This window comes from Pseudoalteromonas sp. SG44-1 (assembly GCF_014164315.1).
GTDB lineage: Bacteria > Pseudomonadota > Gammaproteobacteria > Enterobacterales > Alteromonadaceae > Pseudoalteromonas > Pseudoalteromonas rhizosphaerae.
Window position 1 is genome coordinate 70,520 of sequence record NZ_JACJEW010000020.1, and the last position, 11,684, is coordinate 82,203.

The following is an 11,684-nucleotide window of genomic DNA, read 5'->3' on the forward strand; positions in this document are numbered from 1 at the left end:
AAAATATCTTAATATTGACAGTTCTAAAGGCTAAACTTAGATGAAAAAAAATAATCAACAAATAGTAAGCAGCCAAATAGCAGGCAATATTTTAGTAGTACTACCAAAATTTATTGGTGATGCAGTCAATTGCACACCGGCTTTACAACTACTTAAAGACCTTTATCCAACTAAAAGCATTATCTTATTTGTTAGACCTCACTTAGCTGAGATGTTTAAACGCGAGACTGACTACTGTGTTATCGTGGATGAACGCTTTGATAATAACAAACCCATCTCTATGTGGGCACAAGCAAAAATACTCAAAAATGCTAACATTGAGCTTGCAGTAATTATGCGCAACTCATTGTCTGAAGCAATACTTTGCTTTTTAGCAAGTATCAAATACCGAGTAGGTTATGCAAAAAATGGTCGCTCACCACTGTTAACACACAAACTGAAATTAGACGAAAATCACCACTATATATTTCGCTACTGCCGACTTGTGAATGAGCCACATGGTAATCCGTTTAGCTCTATACCAAAAACAGCAATCGTAAAAGAGCCGAGCCTGTTAATCCCTAAACAGAACAAAAAATCTATCGGGGTTTATTTTGGCGGAAAAAATAAAGGCTTGCGTCATTACCCTAATGAGCTTTCATTTGTTGCAATGGTTGATATAGCTAAAAATATTGACTGCACATTTTATATTTTTGGTGATAACGGTGAGCTTGAAGATACCCAACAATTACAGGAGCGGCTAAACCAGCAAAAAATTGACTCTGTCGTCCTTGCTGGGAAAACCTCGATTATTACTATGATAGACGCTATCGGTGAGCTTGATTTATTACTGACAATCGATTCTGGTCCCATGCATATTGCAGCTGCATTCAATATTCCTTTTGTTGCTGTTGTGGGCTTAGGAACTTCGCCATGGAGTGTTGTGGCACCCAAAGTAACTAATGCCATTACGTTAATTGCAAATGGCGATCAGCTACTTGAAAAAGATATTATTAACGAAATAAAGCCACATCACGTCAGTGAAGCTGCTTTAAAGTTACTGGATCACTAAATCTTAATAATTTCAGCTCTCAGTGGTGCCATTTTCGCGAGTATTTTATTTTGCACTGTATGACTAATATTTTGTTCATTCATGGCATTGATTAACAAATCAACCACATGATTAAAGTCAGCCTCCGTGATGTGCATGCCAGTATGAATATCAACCATACTATCACGCGTGTACTCACAGGGCCCATCAGTTAATACACACAAATGATTAATAAAGCCTTCGCGGAAATGGCTAATATTTGCATGCTCAAAGTAATGAATAATTTGTTCGTCATTACCGATTTGATTAATGAAACTATCAACCAGTCTTTGTAGCCCTGCTTTACCATCAAGTTGCTGATAAAACGTTAGATTTGAAGCCGATGAACAACCAGCTAAGCTGGCTATTAACACTATCGTTGTTAGTATTTTTTCCATTACCAATATCCTGTTACCGATAAGTACCAACCGGTTTGGTCTTTTGCTCCAGCAATACTACCTAAATCAAGGTATGCGGCAGTGACACTTACGTATTTATTTGGCATCCAAGCAACAAATACATCTTGCCAATCTTGCTCACCCAATCCGAGATTATTTGATTTTTGACGATACTCTATTCCAACAGCAACTTCTCGACTAAGAAAAATGGCAGTACTAGCTTCAAATAAGAGTTTTTCATTGCTATTCGCTCCACCGTATCCAAGTAAGCCAAGCTGATTTGCTTCACTATAACGCGTGGTAACATTCCAAAACCAGTTATAACCTGCAATGGCCCCTAAATGTAGCTTGCTTGCAGCAAGGTAGATATCAGTACCGGAGGTATCCTTAGCCCCTACTAATGTAGCGACTGCACCATCATCAAGTGATTTATGTTGTACTCCCAAGGTAACTTGAGGCCAGTCACTATAAACAATATCACCATAGAGCCTAATCTTAACACCGGTGATTTCTTGTTCTATCTCGGTATTTAGCGCCGGCACAGCAAAGTTTTGCTGTGCATAGCTAAGCTCAACGCGATTAAACAAGTTAACTTGGGCACCGCATACATCTAAGCTGTAATCGGTAACATCAGCCCGACTACAAAAGCCATTAATAGAAAACTCATCTTCGCTGGCATAACCCGCAAGCTGCGCCCAAGGCACGATACCACCACCACCACTACCTTCTACTTGCGATACTCCAGGCGTTGCTAGCAGCTTGCCTTTTGAGGCAAAGCTATTAAATGCAGATAATGCGATAACAGCTAAAAATAATAATTTAAGCTTTTTCATTATACTGCTCCAACCATTGCTCAAACGCATCGGCTTTGAGTGGACGACTTAGATAATACCCTTGCACATGATCACACTGCATTTTTTGTAACAGCTCTAGCGATCCTAATGTTTCAACCCCTTCGGCTACGACAGAGAAGCCAAGCTGATGACCTAAGGTAATTGTGGATTCAACAATAAACTGATCCTTTTCAGATTCATCAAGTTTAAGAATAAAACATTTATCTAATTTCAGCTCGTCAATAGGTAACATTTTCAAGCGCCCTAGCGATGTTTGCCCAACCCCATAATCATCAAGAGATATTTTGACACCGATCGCTTTAAGATTCTCCAGCGCGTGAATGCCCTTTTCTTCATTTTCAATCATATCGCGCTCTGTTAATTCAATCGTGATAAGCGCAGGTGCAACTGAAAACTGTTTTAAAGTACGAATTAAATTGGAGTGAAAGCCGGGGTAAGCGATATCTTGGGCTGAAACATTAATCGCAGCTTGCATATAAATGCCTTGCTGTTGCCAAAGTCCGACCTGTGCTATCACTGTTTTTACCACCCAACCGGTAAGGTCAACAATCAATCCCGATTGCTCAGCTAGATCAATAAATAGCTCCGGCGATACCCAACTACCATCCTTGCGTTGCCAACGAATGAGCGATTCCACTTTATTGATTTGTTGTGTAGCGATATGTAGTTTAGGCTGATAGGTCATAAACAGTTGACCATCATCATCATGAATCGCTTGCTTGAGCTCATCGATCATGATGAGCCTTTCAAGATGTGCTTCATCTTCTCCGGGCAGGTAGTAATGAATATTTTCATGAGCACTGGCGGCACTATCCACAGCAATCAATACCCGACGCATTAAATCATCCGCTTGTAACCCTTGCGAAGGATACTCCACCACACCAGCACTAAAGCGTAAGTTGATTTTAAGCTTTTGAATAGTATAACCCGCTTGTAACTGAGCCATTAATCCGACTATACCACTTTTAAGATTACGCCCCGCACTACTAGGAAAAGCGGTTAAAAATTCATCCCCACCAATACGTGCATGTAAACCACCAAACTCATCTGAAAACTCAGCAATACGTAAAGCTACAGCTTTTAAGCAGTCATCGCCAATACGAGCTCCTAGCTTATCGTTAATATGCCTAAGGCCACGAATATCAATTGCCACTAAGGTATATTCTTGGTCTTGTTGAAGATTTTCGCTCAACACTTCCAGCATTGCAGAACGATTATAAAAACCAGTTAAAGAATCATGCTTTGCAGCAAAGCTAATTTGTTGTTCACGCTCTTTTATATCATTACCCATGTTTTTAAAAGCATCTATTAATGTAGCTATTTCATTGCTTTGCTTTTTGCTCATCGCGTCAACACTGTAGTTTCCTCGGGCAAACTGCCGCGCTAAAGTCACTAATTGTGATAATGGCATGGTTAAGTTTTTGGCCAATAAACTACTGGTAATAACACCGATAAAAATCGTTAAAGACGCAAGAATGACTAGCGTGTAAAACAATCGCTCAAATTCACTGTAACTCTGCGTTAGATCAGCACTCAGTAATACATTAACGGGATGATCGTCAAGGGAAGGTAGGTGTACATCGCGATTGCGATATACCAGTTGTTCACCAAAAATTCGTTGCGTGGTTGTTTTATGAAAATATTCAGTCGGAATAAACGGCGTCGGGCGCTCTAACAAAGAGCTTTTAACCAAATTATCGCTGTTAGCAATAAAGCTTACATCCATACCGGTTAAGTTTTTTAGCTCAACCGCAACCTTATCATCAATTTTAAAGCCGACTAAACTGTGCGCGATAGTACGTGGGGCTTTAATAGGTAATAAAATAACCTGATATAGCTCATTATTTAGCACAACAAAGCTAGATTGCTCGGTATTGTTGAGCAACTCACTCATTAACGCTTGTAAATTATTATCAAAGTCTTGTTGTCGATTAGTTGATACCAACTTACCTGATAAGTCCAATAACAACATTAAATCAGCATTAATTCGCTGACTATGATTATACAATACGCTACTAATCGTATTTGCATCCTTAGTGGCAACCGCTTGTTTAAAACCAAAATCAGCAGTCAATACTTTTGCAGCTGTGAGCAATAAACTTTCTTTCGACGCTAAGTACTGCTTATAGACATTTTCAGCCACATTAATATCTTGGGTGACCTTTTTTTCATTAAATTGACTAGTCGACCACCAGAAACTAAATAAGCTCATAACTGTAGTTAATAACACTAAGCCTACACATAAAATAGTTATGCGATTTTTTAAACTATTAGTCATTCCCACCCTTAAACTTACTACCAAAAGTATTACGTGGCTTAGGCTCAGTTGTTTGCAGTGTTACTTGTAAACTATGAGGCGAATTTACAGCTAACGTTAGCGACTGCTTTTCTTCAAGTGTGTTCTTTTGTAAAGAATGCCAAAGAGTTAGCTGTACTGGCAAAGTTAGGCCACTTAGTTGCACATTTCCACGCTCATCACTTTGATAAACATCAGCGCTTTTTGCAACATAAATATACCCTAGCATAGAGTCATGGATATTACAGCCAAGCACCACAACCCCTTGATTTTCAAATGTAATCGGATTTTCTGGTTGCCCTGAATATAACTTTAACTGAAATGGTTTAGCTTCAGAGAAAGAATACACGTGGTGGCGAATATTATCGCTATTAGGAAAGTTCACTTGCTGCCCTTGATGAGCAATCAAAAGTGTTGGTGAAAACTGCTTATCTACTTGATCCATTATCAGTACAGGTAACTGCTGCGATAATTTTTTATTGCTTTTGCTAGCAATTTCTACAACTGCATTGGTGAGAGGCTGCCCATATTGATCAACGATATTGAGCGTAACATCTTGTGCATAACCTTTACTTGCAAGCGCCATTGCGAAAAGAGTTATAACGCTTTTTGTTACCATTACTTGCAATCTCATTTGGTCATCCCCTGTTGTGCGAACACTAACATATGAGTATCTCTAATTAATCTTAGGTTAAGTTAATTAGAGACTGACTCCAAATGCAAGAATAAAAGCCCAGTTACACTAAATAATAGGAAAACTTAAGGCTTTTAAACAACAGCAAGCAAATAACTAGTGACTAAAGCTTGGAAATCAAGCCATATTGTTGATCCAAAATAGTTATAACCTCTGCGCGAGGATCTGTTGGAATAGCGATATCGTAGCCAACTATTTTACTGGCAATGCCAACATATGTTTCTGACACAGATAACATAACTGATTCAGGCAGTATGTAATCTTTAGCAAGTTGCTCTCGCTCAGGCATACGGTCTTTATTCAGTAACACATCGCTATCAGGTACATTACTAATTAATAATTGGCGGAACCCCTCTTTAGAGTTCTCAACAATTTTTCCATCACGATACGCAGCACCATCCCAAATGCGCGATGAATCAGGCGTACCGACTTCATCGATGTAGATAAGTTTATCTGTACCATCAATATCTTCTACATACCCAAACTCAAACTTTGTATCGACGAAGATTTGATCCAATTTAGCCAGCTCAGCGCTAATTAAGGTAAAACCTTCAACAAGAAGTTTTTCGTATTGCGTAACATCATCTTCAGACTTAAAGTTAAACACAGTTAAGTTATTAGTGATATTGTCACGAGTAATATTTACATCATCCACAGCAGGAATATCTGCAACGCCAGTAATAATACCTTTCGTTGATGGCGTAATTAACACATCATCTAACTGCTGATTAGCGGTTAAGCCTTCAGGTAATTCTAAACCACAAAAATTACGAACACCTTTGCTGTAATCACGCCACATGCTGCCAGTTATATACTGACGAGCAATTGCTTCTACTTTTACGGTACTGGCTTTACGAACAATCCATACATACGGATGTGGAATATCAACAATATGATTGCCCGCCAGACCTGCTTGATCAAATAGCTTAAACCAATGCGATGCAACAGTATTTAACGCAATACCTTTGCCTGGTACACCATTTAGGCCATTTTCACCTTGCCAAATACAATCAAAGGCAGAGATACGATCGGAAATTACCATAATAGCCAGCTCAGTACCTTTAGGTACTTGATAGCCTTTTTCGCTGATCAAACGTGCGCTGTCTTCGTCTGTTAACCAATAAACTGAACGTACTTTGCCACTGTGAACGGGGCCCTTAGTGCGTATTGGTAAGTCATCGTTTACGTCTAAAACTTTATAGCTAGTCATGCTATCTCCGAGTATATGGCACGCCCTGTAAGGGCGATTGTATGGGTATGGGGTTATAAGCCGCTAATAATAATCGAGACCGGGGGAAATCACAATTAAAGCACTATGTGATTTAACGCAGTTTAGTTGGTATTTTATTATACACGTTATAAGATAACATCAAAATCCAGTAGTAATTTACGTGATGATTAATATACAGCAGCTAAGTTTTAAATGGCAAAAACAACAAGTCAAACCCACTTTAGCAATTGCAACACTTAGCATTGCTAAAGGCGAACATGTGTTTTTACATGGCCCTAGCGGCTGTGGTAAATCCACTTTATTATCGTTACTTGCAGGCATTAACCGCCCTACATCAGGCCAACTGAGTATTTTAGGCTGTGAACTGGGTCAATTAAGTAAAAGTAAATGCGATAAGTTTCGCGCTGAGCATATTGGGTATATCTTTCAAAATTTTAATTTACTTCCTTACCTATCACCGATTGATAATGTCACATTAGGTTGCCAATTTTCAAAACCACGGCAAAAAAAAGCATTAATCAATAGTCCAACCCTTAATCAAGAGGCCTCAAGGCTATTAAATGCACTGGGCTTAGACGAGCAATTACATCAACAAAATGTCGCTAGTTTGAGTATTGGCCAGCAACAGCGAGTCGCGGCGGCGCGCGCCTTTATTGGCAGCCCAGAATTGATAATTGCCGATGAGCCAACGTCTGCTCTTGATGCAAACAATCGCCAGTCCTTTATCAACTTACTTTTTACACAAGCAAACGAAGCGAATAGCACCTTACTTTTTGTCAGCCATGATACAAGCTTACAACCGCTTTTTAATCGCAACATTGATTTACTGTCGCTACAGGAGCAAGGTAAATGATCCTCTTAAAACTTGCTATTAGTAGCTTATATAATCGCCGCGCCAGTGCATTCTTAACTCTGTTTACTATTGCTGTTAGTGTCATGTTATTGCTGAGTATTGAGCGAGTGCGGGTTGATGCCAAAAGTAGTTTTAGTAATACCATTTCTGGTACTGATCTAATTGTTGGCGCTCGTACCGGAGATATACAGCTGTTATTGTCTTCGGTTTTTCGCATTGGTCATGCTAATAATGGCGTTGGCTGGCAAAGCTACCAATATATAAAACAGCAACGCGGCGTCAACTGGACCATTCCGCTATCACTAGGGGACAGCCATAAAGGCCAAGCGGTACTGGGCACTTCTGCTGATTATTTTCAACATTATAAATTTGCTAAAAAGCAGCAGCTTAGTTTTAGCCAAGGCCGCGCCTTCGCCCATTTAAATGAAGTTGTACTGGGCGCGCAGGTAGCAGCAAAGCAAGGCTATTCGCTGGGTGATAGTATCGTTATTTCACACGGTATGGGTAATACCAGCTTTCATCATCATGATGATAATCCCTTCACTGTGGTGGGCATTTTAGATGCGACAGGCACGCCAGTTGATAAAACCCTACATATTCCATTAGCGGCTATTGAACTGATCCACAGCGGTAACCATACCAGCCATGAACATGAACATGAACATGAACAGCATGATGATCTAACAGGCGAACCTAAGCAAATCACCGCGTTTTTAGTGGGTTTTGATTCTCCGCTTTATACGTTACAAGTTAGGCGCAATATTAATCAGTACAAACCTGAAGCGTTGCTTGCCATCATGCCTGGTGTAACTTTGCGTGAGCTATGGGAAATGCTGACAATTGTTGAAAAAATCTTGTTGCTGTTTTCTATCGTAGTGGTACTCGTGAGCCTGCTAGGCATGCTAACGACCCTATTGGCCAGCCTTAACCAACGCCGCCGCGAATTGGCCATTTTACGCTCTGTCGGTGCGCGTCCTTGGCATTTATTCACATTGATCAGCATAGAATCACTACTGATAACCTTTTTAGGTTGCCTAGTAGGTTGTGGGTTATTTTATTTATTAATGTCTCTTGCCACAGGTTACTTGCAAAGTAATGCCGGCATCACAATCACCATTGCGATGCTATCGAGCTATGAACTGGTATTGATCGGCGCTATTATGGCGGCCGGCTTTATCGTTGGTTTGATACCAGCCACCCGCGCCTATTTTTACTCATTGTCTGATGGCATGAGCATTAAAATTTAAGAGGAATATCATGCAGTACTTTCAAAAGCTCAGTTTGCTTTGCTTAGTTATTTTTAGCTTTGGTTATAATTTTAGTAGTTATGCCAATGAACCAAAAGAAATTTTTTGGGAAGATTTAATTCCTAAGGGCCACGTGCAAATAGATACCCTAGATCAAGCTAGCCATGAAGGTACAGAGCAAAATTGGGTGCAACCTGATCTAGATGCACCAATTGTTAAGGAACTCAATGGCCAATCAGTCAGCTTACCTGGGTTTGTAGTACCTCTTGAAGGTGACAGCGAAATGATTACTGAGTTTTTATTAGTGCCTTACTTTGGTGCTTGCATCCACGTGCCACCACCACCACCGAATCAAATTGTTCATGTGACAATTAAAGGCGGCGTGCCAATTGAAAGTTTGTACGATGCCATAGTAGTTACCGGCGTCATCAGCACTGAAACCTGGAGTGGCGACATTGCACAAGTGGGCTATAAAATGACAGCCGTCGGCGTTGCACCGTTTGAGCTGTAACTCAGATACATACCTCAGGCGTGTTGTTCCCAGTGCTGCAAATAGCAGCTCTCAAGTGCAACATGCCTTAACTTATTTTTGGCATTGACTACAGTACACTGTACTACGTTGCCCTAAACGAATTTCTGTTAATGCTTTCTTACATACCATACATGGCTCACCTTTGCGGCCATAAACTAATAACTGTTGTGCAAAGTAACCTGGTTTACCATCACTTTGGGCAAAGTCTTTTAATGTCGTGCCACCTTGGGTGATAGCCGCAGCCAAAGTATCTTTAATAATAGGGATTAATTGCTGATAGCGCGCTTGTGATACTTTTCCTGCTTCACGTTTTGGATGAATACCGGCCTTAAAAAGAGACTCGTTAGCGTAAATATTACCCACCCCAACCACCACAGCGTTATCCATAATAAATTGTTTGATTGGCACTTTCTTATTTCGTGACTGCTCATATACGCGCTTAGCAGTAAATTCATCAGTGAGTGGCTCAGGGCCCAGTTTGCTCAGTAAGCTATGGCATTCGCCGGGCGCTTGCCATAAACAACAACCAAATCGGCGTGGGTCATTTAGTCTAAGAGCTTTACCGTTGGCAAATATAAACTCGATATGATCATGCTTTTTTAATGGCTCATTTTGTTCAACAACTCGTAAATTACCCGACATACCTAAATGCAAAATAATGCTGCCCAGTTCACACTCAAGTAGCAAATACTTTGCCCTACGCTCAACAGCTAACACAGCTAAGTTAGCGATTTTGTACACATCATCAGGCACAGGCCAACGCATATTCGGATTATGAATATTCACCTTTGTAACTGTTTGCTGCAAAATATGTGGGGTGATCCCCATTCGGCTAACTTCAACCTCTGGTAATTCAGGCATACTATTTAGGCTCACTTTGTGAAAAATTAAAACTAGGGAATAAACGCTGCGCAGTTGCTTTATCAAGTGATAACACGCGCTGGTTGCTTTTATCTAATAAATAATAGCCTTGTGGTGCGCTATATAATTGATACAACCAAGGAAGTTGCTCGCCTGCCAACCATACGGTTGCTACAGTCAAAGCTGAGGTATTATGGAATGCTTGCTGATTATCAGCGACCGACAATTGCATGCTCTGCCATTCATTTACTAATGCCACAAGGTTTGCTGTTGTTGCTTGCCAAAAACTAGCAGGTGCATTATTGATTAATGCAGTGGCGCGCCAAGAAGTGCCTATGCGCTCTATTTTTTGATCGGGAAACTCTAGAGCTAAAATAAAGTTTTGCGCTGGCAATACACTTTGCACACTAGATTGTTCTGAACCACTGTTGAGTTTTGTATGTAATCCATTAAAAAAGAAAATCATCAACAGCATGGAAAAAATAACCACATTATTCCAGCCCCTGCGACCTAACTGCATTTGAGTTCTTCCTAAAAGATTCAATTAGTTAAAGTGTAACCAAAAACATATAAAAATGGCAGTTGAATTTTTTAACTACTGTTAAGACTGAATATTACAAAAAATCACCAACGCGAATGTGTCAAAGTTAAATTACTTTGCTAAAATACGGCAAAATTTAAGGAGTTCCGTCATGTCAATGTATGTAGTGGGTCATAAAATCCCAGATTCAGATTCTATTTGTGGTGCAATCGCACTCGCATATTTGAAAAACCAAATCGAAGAACCAGCAATTCCAACTCGTCTTGGTGAAATATCACCTGAAACGCAGTTTATTCTTGATAAATTCGGCTTTGAAGCACCAGAGCTAAAATTAAGTTATGCCGGTGAAGATGTTTACATCGTTGACCATACCGAAAAAACGCAAGCACCTGATGATATCGATCAAGCTCGCGTTGTTGGCGTTGTTGATCACCATAAACTAGGCGATTTAACCAGCTCTACACCTCTTGAATGCTGGATCCGCCCTGTTGGCTGCTCAAACACTATCATTAAAATGATGTATGACTTCTACAATGTTGAAATTCCAAAAGACATTGCAGGCATCATGATGTGTGCAATTTTAAGTGATACGGTTATTTTCAAATCACCAACCTGCACCACAGCTGATATTAAATGTGTTGAAGCGCTTGCTGAAATTGCCGGCATCGAGGACTTTAAAGAATTAGGCATGGATATGTTCCGTGTTAAGTCAGCGGTTGAGAATACTCCAGCGCGTGATTTAGTAATGCGTGATTTTAAAGACTTCAACATGAACGGTAAACTAGTTGGTATTGGTCAATTAGAAGTTATCGATCTAGCGGTATTTGATGATATTAAAGCAGACCTTGAAGCTGATATTGCTAAGCTTAAAGAAGAAGGTGGACGCCACTCGGTATTCTTATTACTTACCGACATCATGAAAGAAGGCTCACAAATGCTGATCGTATCTGACGATGCAACACTAGTTGAAACTGCTTATGGTGCAACGCCCAAAGACGGAAAAGTATGGCTAGACGGCGTACTGAGCCGTAAAAAGCAAGTAGTACCACCACTGCAAGATGCATTTGCAAAGCTTTAACGTGCTAGGTGCTAGGTGCTAGGTGCTAGG

The 11,684-nt window shown here is 40.2% G+C and carries 12 protein-coding genes; 5 read left to right on the forward strand and 7 right to left on the reverse strand.

Annotated features, from left to right (window positions below):
- Positions 1-40: 40 nt before the first annotated feature.
- Positions 41-1,051, forward strand: coding sequence for a glycosyltransferase family 9 protein (locus H5187_RS11245; protein WP_182718335.1), 1,011 nt, complete (start codon positions 41-43; stop codon positions 1,049-1,051).
- Here H5187_RS11245 and H5187_RS11250 read toward each other — a convergent pair.
- The 5 genes from H5187_RS11250 to H5187_RS11270 all read right to left on the reverse strand — a co-directional run bounded on the left by H5187_RS11250 (position 1,048) and on the right by H5187_RS11270 (position 6,521).
- A complete protein-coding gene (locus tag H5187_RS11250) occupies positions 1,048-1,467 on the reverse strand; it encodes a group 1 truncated hemoglobin (protein WP_182718336.1) in 420 nt (139 codons plus the stop codon). The genes H5187_RS11245 and H5187_RS11250 overlap by 4 nt on opposite strands.
- Complete coding sequence (locus tag H5187_RS11255) at positions 1,467-2,300, reverse strand: DUF3034 family protein (RefSeq protein WP_182718337.1); 834 nt, start codon at positions 2,298-2,300, stop codon at positions 1,467-1,469. Before H5187_RS11255 ends, H5187_RS11250 begins: the two co-directional genes overlap by 1 nt.
- Positions 2,287-4,599 (reverse strand): EAL domain-containing protein, encoded by a 2,313-nt coding sequence (locus H5187_RS11260; RefSeq protein ID WP_182797883.1) that lies wholly within the window; start codon positions 4,597-4,599, stop codon positions 2,287-2,289. Before H5187_RS11260 ends, H5187_RS11255 begins: the two co-directional genes overlap by 14 nt.
- The gene (locus H5187_RS11265; protein ID WP_182718339.1) at positions 4,592-5,251 is read right to left on the reverse strand and encodes a methylamine utilization protein; all 660 of its coding nucleotides are present in this window, start codon (positions 5,249-5,251) and stop codon (positions 4,592-4,594) included. Before H5187_RS11265 ends, H5187_RS11260 begins: the two co-directional genes overlap by 8 nt.
- A 163-nt stretch (positions 5,252-5,414) precedes the next feature.
- Entirely contained in the window at positions 5,415-6,521 is a 1,107-nt protein-coding gene (locus tag H5187_RS11270; protein WP_182718340.1) for a phosphoribosylaminoimidazolesuccinocarboxamide synthase, read from the reverse strand.
- A gap of 184 nt (positions 6,522-6,705) precedes the next feature.
- On the opposite strand from H5187_RS11270, the gene H5187_RS11275 reads away from it, so the two are divergent.
- Genes H5187_RS11275 through H5187_RS11285 form a run of 3 tightly spaced genes read left to right on the forward strand, consistent with a single transcriptional unit; the run spans position 6,706 to position 9,153 of the window.
- On the forward strand, positions 6,706-7,395 hold the full coding sequence (locus H5187_RS11275; RefSeq protein WP_149983162.1) for an ABC transporter ATP-binding protein: 690 nt from the start codon (positions 6,706-6,708) through the stop codon (positions 7,393-7,395).
- A complete protein-coding gene (locus H5187_RS11280) occupies positions 7,392-8,642 on the forward strand; it encodes an FtsX-like permease family protein (protein WP_182797884.1) in 1,251 nt (416 codons plus the stop codon). Before H5187_RS11275 ends, H5187_RS11280 begins: the two co-directional genes overlap by 4 nt.
- A gap of 10 nt (positions 8,643-8,652) precedes the next feature.
- Positions 8,653-9,153: a DUF3299 domain-containing protein gene (locus H5187_RS11285; RefSeq protein WP_182718342.1), complete on the forward strand. Its 501-nt coding sequence runs from the start codon at positions 8,653-8,655 to the stop codon at positions 9,151-9,153.
- A gap of 72 nt (positions 9,154-9,225) precedes the next feature.
- On the opposite strand, the gene mutM is transcribed toward H5187_RS11285, so the two are convergent.
- Positions 9,226-10,035: a bifunctional DNA-formamidopyrimidine glycosylase/DNA-(apurinic or apyrimidinic site) lyase gene (mutM, locus tag H5187_RS11290; RefSeq protein ID WP_145234708.1), complete on the reverse strand. Its 810-nt coding sequence runs from the start codon at positions 10,033-10,035 to the stop codon at positions 9,226-9,228.
- 1 nt (position 10,036) lies between these two features.
- Positions 10,037-10,555 (reverse strand): hypothetical protein, encoded by a 519-nt coding sequence (locus H5187_RS11295; protein ID WP_145234706.1) that lies wholly within the window; start codon positions 10,553-10,555, stop codon positions 10,037-10,039.
- A 172-nt stretch (positions 10,556-10,727) separates the two neighbouring features.
- Between H5187_RS11295 and H5187_RS11300 the strand changes: the two genes are divergently transcribed.
- Positions 10,728-11,654, forward strand: coding sequence for a manganese-dependent inorganic pyrophosphatase (locus H5187_RS11300; RefSeq protein WP_182739835.1), 927 nt, complete (start codon positions 10,728-10,730; stop codon positions 11,652-11,654).
- Positions 11,655-11,684 lie beyond the last annotated feature (30 nt).

Bases quoted from the DNA above. Each gene is read 5' to 3' on its own strand.
- H5187_RS11255 (WP_182718337.1), bottom strand. From the start codon at position 2,300: ATGAAAAAGCTTAAATTATTATTTTTAGCTGTTATCGCATTATCTGCA.
- H5187_RS11275 (WP_149983162.1), top strand. From the start codon at position 6,706: ATGATTAATATACAGCAGCTAAGTTTTAAATGGCAAAAACAACAAGTC.
- H5187_RS11280 (WP_182797884.1), top strand. From the start codon at position 7,392: ATGATCCTCTTAAAACTTGCTATTAGTAGCTTATATAATCGCCGCGCC.
- H5187_RS11300 (WP_182739835.1), top strand. From the start codon at position 10,728: ATGTCAATGTATGTAGTGGGTCATAAAATCCCAGATTCAGATTCTATT.
- H5187_RS11250 (WP_182718336.1), bottom strand. From the start codon at position 1,467: ATGGAAAAAATACTAACAACGATAGTGTTAATAGCCAGCTTAGCTGGT.
- mutM (WP_145234708.1), bottom strand. From the start codon at position 10,035: ATGCCTGAATTACCAGAGGTTGAAGTTAGCCGAATGGGGATCACCCCA.
- H5187_RS11285 (WP_182718342.1), top strand. From the start codon at position 8,653: ATGCAGTACTTTCAAAAGCTCAGTTTGCTTTGCTTAGTTATTTTTAGC.
- H5187_RS11245 (WP_182718335.1), top strand. From the start codon at position 41: ATGAAAAAAAATAATCAACAAATAGTAAGCAGCCAAATAGCAGGCAAT.
- H5187_RS11270 (WP_182718340.1), bottom strand. From the start codon at position 6,521: ATGACTAGCTATAAAGTTTTAGACGTAAACGATGACTTACCAATACGC.
- H5187_RS11260 (WP_182797883.1), bottom strand. From the start codon at position 4,599: ATGACTAATAGTTTAAAAAATCGCATAACTATTTTATGTGTAGGCTTA.
- H5187_RS11265 (WP_182718339.1), bottom strand. From the start codon at position 5,251: ATGAGATTGCAAGTAATGGTAACAAAAAGCGTTATAACTCTTTTCGCA.
- H5187_RS11295 (WP_145234706.1), bottom strand. From the start codon at position 10,555: ATGCAGTTAGGTCGCAGGGGCTGGAATAATGTGGTTATTTTTTCCATG.